The sequence below is a fragment of the Acinetobacter stercoris genome (assembly GCF_900323515.1).
Classification (GTDB): domain Bacteria; phylum Pseudomonadota; class Gammaproteobacteria; order Pseudomonadales; family Moraxellaceae; genus Acinetobacter; species Acinetobacter stercoris.
In genome coordinates this window covers 1-5838 of the sequence record NZ_OOGT01000228.1, presented here as the reverse complement: position 1 = coordinate 5838, position 5838 = coordinate 1, and the positions used below count along the sequence as shown (strand labels likewise).

6 protein-coding genes are annotated in these 5838 nt (G+C 34.7%); 1 reads left to right on the top strand and 5 read right to left on the bottom strand.

Going from position 1 to position 5838, the window contains the following annotated elements:
• The first annotated feature begins 124 nt into the window (after positions 1-124).
• The gene (locus KPC_RS17210; RefSeq protein ID WP_121975577.1) at positions 125-517 is read left to right on the top strand and encodes a putative signal transducing protein; all 393 of its coding nucleotides are present in this window, start codon (positions 125-127) and stop codon (positions 515-517) included.
• 3 nt (positions 518-520) lie between these two features.
• Here KPC_RS17210 and KPC_RS17205 read toward each other — a convergent pair whose 3' ends face one another.
• Genes KPC_RS17205 through KPC_RS17185 form a run of 5 tightly spaced genes read right to left on the bottom strand, consistent with a single transcriptional unit; the run spans position 521 to position 5686 of the window.
• The gene (locus KPC_RS17205; protein ID WP_121975576.1) at positions 521-1465 is read right to left on the bottom strand and encodes a phosphatidate cytidylyltransferase; all 945 of its coding nucleotides are present in this window, start codon (positions 1463-1465) and stop codon (positions 521-523) included.
• A complete protein-coding gene (locus KPC_RS17200) occupies positions 1462-2124 on the bottom strand; it encodes a lysophospholipid acyltransferase family protein (RefSeq protein WP_121975575.1) in 663 nt (220 codons plus the stop codon). Before KPC_RS17200 ends, KPC_RS17205 begins: the two co-directional genes overlap by 4 nt.
• Positions 2125-2173: 49 nt before the next feature.
• Positions 2174-2611, bottom strand: coding sequence for a hypothetical protein (locus tag KPC_RS17195; protein ID WP_121975574.1), 438 nt, complete (start codon positions 2609-2611; stop codon positions 2174-2176).
• Positions 2608-3966 carry a dual specificity protein phosphatase family protein gene (locus KPC_RS17190; protein ID WP_121975573.1) on the bottom strand — a complete coding sequence of 453 codons (1359 nt, stop codon included), beginning with the start codon at positions 3964-3966 and terminating at the stop codon, positions 2608-2610. The genes KPC_RS17195 and KPC_RS17190 overlap by 4 nt, the downstream gene beginning before the upstream one ends.
• Before the next feature lie 16 nt (positions 3967-3982).
• Positions 3983-5686: a bifunctional alpha/beta hydrolase/class I SAM-dependent methyltransferase gene (locus tag KPC_RS17185; RefSeq protein WP_121975572.1), complete on the bottom strand. Its 1704-nt coding sequence runs from the start codon at positions 5684-5686 to the stop codon at positions 3983-3985.
• Between the last annotated feature and the right edge of the window lie 152 nt (positions 5687-5838).

The window sequence follows — 5838 nt, the reverse complement described above, 5'->3', positions numbered from 1 at the left end:
CAATAGAATAAAGTTATAATTTGAATAAGTTATTGTTAATATTTACGATTAATGAATGATGTTTAAAGAATACCGCTACTGTTTGTATTATATGGTTTATATTCTATTAAATAAGGTACTAAAGATGAAATGGGTAATCATAGAAAGTTATTCTATGCCTTATGAAGCTCAAATTGCCAAATCTCTTTTAACTTCTCAAGGTATACCAGCGACAATTGAAAATGAACATACTATCAACATGTATTGGTTTTATTCAAATGCTTTGGGTGGAGTAAAAGTCCTTGTTCCAGAGGATTATTTGGAACGAGCAAAATTTATTATTTCCAATGATTACTCAGCTGATGTTGAAGAAAAATTCTCACTACAAAAAGAAAAATGTCCATCATGTGGTGGTTTAAATCTTTTAGCGCATACACAAGGTAGAAGGACAGCTTTTATATTTTTGATTCTAATAGGATTACCTATTAGTCGGTATAAACATGGCATGAAATGCCAAGATTGTGGTTATTTCTACTGATAACTAACTCCACCAGTAACGAAGAATATGGAAGAAAACTGGAGCGGAGAAACAGATTGAATCAATACGGTCAAGCATACCTCCATGACCATGAATGAGCTGTCCCCAGTCTTTAACACCACGGTCCCGCTTGATGGCAGACATAACCAATCCACCAAAAAAACCAAAAATACAAATGACTAATGCGATCACAGTTGCTTGTATGTAATTAAATGGTGTGAGCCATGACATGGCAACTCCGAGCGCTGTAGCCAGCACTATTCCACCTAATAATCCCTCTACTGTTTTGGATGGTGAAAGAATAGGGGCGACTTTATGTTTGCCAAATAATTTTCCACAAACATACTGCAAAACATCAGATGTTTGCACAACCATAATCAGCCATAAAGCTAGCCAGATTTGCTGCCCATGAAAATCGGGTAATTTTAAATTAAGTAGCGCAGGTACATGTGAAATACAGAATACGCAAACCATTAGCCCCCATTGGATTTTTGAACTTCTTTCTAAAAAGTGTGTCGTATCTTCTTGCTTAAGACTGGCAATAGGAATAAGTAAAAAAACATAAAGTGGAATGAAGATCGAATATAGACCGTACCAATCTATATAAATAAGATAATACTGGTATGGGATTACAAAATAAAATGCAATCAATAAAGGGAAATAGTCACCACGTCTGGTAGGTAGCAGACTGATAAATTCTCGTAAGGCAAATAATGAAATAACAGCAAAAAGTACAATAAATGTCACTTTGCCTAGTATGATTGCTGTTCCAAGAACCAATAACATTACCCACCAGGCATTTATGCGGGCATTCAGGTTATCTATAACAGGAGAGGGTTGATCTGCATTTTTATGTTTAAGAATAAAACCGACAGTTGAGGCAAAAATCAAAATAGCTGCAAAAATAGCAAATAATAAATAGGTCTGTTCAAGGTTATTCAGGTTCATTGAAATTCAACCTCTTTTAATTTTATTAGTTCGTTTGCTGCATACTGCAAAAATTCTGCTTTATTCATATCTGCTGATATGATCAATGGACAGCCAAATATTACTGTTGACAGTAGTGGAAGTGGAATAATTGCGCCTTTAGGCATTACTCTTTTAAGGTTAGAAATCCAGACGGGAACTATTTCTACGTCTGGGAACTGCTGGTTAAGATGATATAAACCACTTTTAAATTCTAATAACTCTACATCATCATTTAAGTTACGTGTGCCTTCCGGAAAGAAAATGATTGAATAACCATCAGCCAACACTTCTTTTATAGGTTGCAATGGGTCAGACTGATTTTCTCTATTACGCTGAATAGTAACCCCGTTAAAAGTATCTTGAATAAGAAACCGTCTAAAACCATCTTTCATCCAATAGTCAGAAGCGGCTATCGGTTTTGTTTGACGACGAATCTGTTTAGGCAATGAGGACCAAAGTAGAATGAAATCAATATGGCTATTGTGATTTGCATAATAGATTCGCTGCTTTTGCTCTGGTTTACATCCATACCAACGGCTACGTGCCCCTGTGAGTAGTCGCGCACTACGACGAGTTAAAAAAGCAATAAATCTTCCTATACCAGCATTGATTCGATTTTCATTCTTTTGATAATTCATTTTCTCTCCAGTACAGGAATTTACATATTTCATCTGGCTGATTTTAAGATTAATTATTCAATAATATATAGATAAGTATAATTAACATTATATATTGAATCACCAATAAAATAATTTGTAGTTTAAAAAGTTTTAAACAACCTTGAAAGCGCGTATTCCAGTTACGTCCTGTTTTGTTTTTGGGCATGAGTTTAAAATAAATTAAGCTTGAATCAAGTTGTTCGGTGAGCTGTTTGTTATTGATATTTTGCAGGTGTAATTTTGAAATAAAGTCTAAAATATCAGCATCAAATTTAACTAGAATTGAAACGAATTGATGTAAGGCAACTAAAATAATAGATAAAAATGTATAGATCCAAAGCTCAAGAAACTGCCAACCTTTTAGTATGATACAAATTATTGAAAGAGAAAATGCAATATAACCTGAAAAAAGCAAAGACCGTGTATTTGATAACAATTTTGAGAGTATGAAAAAATTATAATTCATGCAGTTAATCCTTTTATTCTTGAACGATAGAGATCAAGTTGCTGAATTTGTATCGGATTTAATTTAACCCAAGGTCTTGCTTTTTGAATGATATTGATAGTGTCCTGTACTGTATAATTATGCTGACTTTGTAGCAACCATGCACATAATACAGCACTACTTCTAGAATAGCCGAGCGCACAAAAAATTAAAATTTTTTGTTCATGCTTATTATCATGCAGACAGTTTAAAACTTGGTTAAGTTTATATACAGCATGTTCTAATTGAGCTGCTTGTAAAGGAATTAGATCAAGACTTAAATATTGTTGATATTGATGAGTAGATGCGACTGGCATCTCGGCAACACAATCAAAGATAACATCATATTTTTGGATATTTAGAATGTCTGGAATACGACCAATATAAAACAGCTGATTATTGATTTTGATGATTTTTGAATCTTCAGGATGGGCTTTAGTCCAGATTCTACTGTTAATCCAAGCACTTATGAAATAAGGTGCAAATATAAGATAACTTGCAATAGTCATTCGACCATTTTCTTGTTTTTGAAAAAAATGAGGGCGGACAAGTATGTATGCAAAAGCGACAGCAAATAAACTTATTGCTGGATAAATGAGCCATAAACTCCAAGGCTGAAATAAAAAACTTAAAATAAGAAAAATACAAGCAGCACATATGTAAATTATGAATAATTTAATATGCTTTGCTGTTCGTTGTTGTCTAGGTTCTTTTTTAAAAGGGGATTTGACCTGAACTGGAAACATCCATAGGCATAATGCTCCAACCAGTAATCCAGTTGGCAGGTCTATAAAGTGGTGTTGCCATGTCGTGAGTACTGAGATCGCGATTAAAAACGCCCAAAAATCTACAATCCATTTCCATGAATTATTCACATGACGTCTATAAAAATCCCATAAAATGACGAGTAAAACGATATGTAAAGATGGTGCTTGATTAAAAGGCTTATCAAAACCCATCAAAATATCGAACCAAACTCCAAAAAAGCCATGTAGTTCAGGACGTTCAAAACTAAATTTTAATGGAAATAGTAAAAAACAGCTGATTGAAATAATTTGTGCTGTGAATAAACGTAGAACATGTTGTTTTAACTCAAACTTATTCCAGCAAAGTAAAAGTGATAATCCATAAAACAGGTCAATTGACCAATACGGTATAATCGTCCATGGCCATAACGGGATAGAATGTTCCCAATCAAAAACGATGCTAGGAACATTATTTAAAGCTGATGCGTATTGATTAGCAAATCCATATGTTAAAAAGAAAAAAGGGGCTAGGAAAATGAGGCACAAGCTTCCCCATTTCCATGTTCCAGGCTGTGAATTTAATTTATGCATTTTTATCACTCATAAACTAAATTTTTTGTGCGACAGATACTGTGAATATTCCATATTCATCGATACATTGATCAATCTTTTTAAAACCTGCCTGTTCGACCAATGCATCCATTTCAGCTTGGGAGCGCAAACGCATTACCCAGGCATCGCCTTGCCGATGTGATGTTAAAGCACGAGCAATGAACTCTTGTTGAGGATGCCATACCTGACCTGTATAAATAAGATAACCATCTTTTAACATTGCCTTGTTTAAACCATCAAGTGATTGACGAAGAAGATCATTATCACTAAATAGCTCATATAATCCCGAGACAATGGCAAGTGTTACTTTAGGTTTTATTGAGGCGAGTGATTCTGTGTCGAAAGCATTTCCTGTCGAAAAATTGGCAATATCACTCAAATTCCTTTCTTGAATGAGTTTTAGTCCAGCTTGTACATTTAATTCGCTATAATCACGTAATAATATAGAATCAGGTCGTTTTGAAAGTGTAGCGACTGCATCAAGTACATATCGCCCATGTCCAGAAGCGATATCTAAGATACGCAGTGGCTTGCGTTTCTTTTGTAGAATTTCACTATACTTTTTCAGTAAAAATTCAATATTTTGTTTACGTACACGTATACCACGCCAACCGATTGCATTTAGATATTGGCGATCAATTATTTTTCCAAGTATATTGCTGCTTTCACTTTGGTTACGATAGACAAAATCTAAAGTACTGCCTGAGTCATATCCAGTTTCTTCACCAATTTTCAAGCCTTGGGAAAAATAGCTACCAATTTTTAAATTTTTCTTTGTGAGTTCCCAAAAAATATTCTTGATTGAATTCTTTGGTAAAGGTGTACTCAAGTCTTCTGCGACGGCTAAACTTGCACCAATTTTATCCGCATTCAATACATCTGGTGCTTGATAAGGACTAGAAAAACATTGTGTTATAAATCTTCTTATTTTGCTTAGTGCAATTTCACGGTTTTTTTCGCCCAAAGTATCGTGATAAAAACCATCCAATGTATGAAATTCTTTCAACGGGTGTGGTAGTTTGTCGTAAAATTTCCGTTGCGGCTGCTGATACACTACGAAATCAGCTCCAGAAGACAGCACTTGAGTGGGAACATAAATGTTTTCTGCATTTTCTACAATTCGTTTAGATGCATCATATAGACCAAGCAACATACGAACAGAAATTGCTCGGGCGATTTCAGGATCCTCATCGTAACTTTTTGCACGAACTTCATCATGGGTTAACATTTTTGATTTGACATAACTGGTGACAAAAAAATTGCCTTTTAACTTACTCAAAACAGACAATCCGGTTTTTGCAAATGGTACGTAAAGTTTGATATCAAATGCAGGCGATGCTAAGCAAAGCGCTCTGATTTTTGGTGCATAATCATGTACCCATGTTGCTGCGAGAACTGCCCCGACACTTTGGGCTACTATTGCAATATTTTCTGGAATAATTCCATAATTTTCTTGAATATGATTAATAAAATATTGAATATCTTTTACACACGCGGAAAAACTTGGTGCATCACCTCGTGCACCTGGGGATTTCCCATGCCCACGAGCATCCCATGCAAAAAAGTCAAAATCATCAAGTCCTAATTCCTCCACTAAATGGGCCATTCGCCCCGAGTGTTCATGACCACGGTGAAATAAAATAATTGCCTGTTTTGCTGATGAGATACTATTTTTACTTTGCCAATGTTGGTAAAACAGTTGAGCATCATCAAAACTGCTAAAAAATGTTGACTATTATTCATATTGTTATCTCATGAAATTTAAATTCTAAAATGTGTGAATACTTTGGTGAATTCTATTGTAAATAGTGAAGAGTAATAACAAAGCGATAAGGCCAAGTAAGCTAATAC

What these genes read in the sequence shown, in the direction of transcription:
- KPC_RS17210 (WP_121975577.1), top strand. Translation starts at nt 125, where the DNA reads ATGAAATGGGTAATCATAGAAAGTTATTCTATGCCTTATGAAGCTCAA.
- KPC_RS17205 (WP_121975576.1), bottom strand. Translation starts at nt 1,465, where the DNA reads ATGAACCTGAATAACCTTGAACAGACCTATTTATTATTTGCTATTTTT.
- KPC_RS17200 (WP_121975575.1), bottom strand. Translation starts at nt 2,124, where the DNA reads ATGAATTATCAAAAGAATGAAAATCGAATCAATGCTGGTATAGGAAGA.
- KPC_RS17195 (WP_121975574.1), bottom strand. Translation starts at nt 2,611, where the DNA reads ATGAATTATAATTTTTTCATACTCTCAAAATTGTTATCAAATACACGG.
- KPC_RS17190 (WP_121975573.1), bottom strand. Translation starts at nt 3,966, where the DNA reads ATGCATAAATTAAATTCACAGCCTGGAACATGGAAATGGGGAAGCTTG.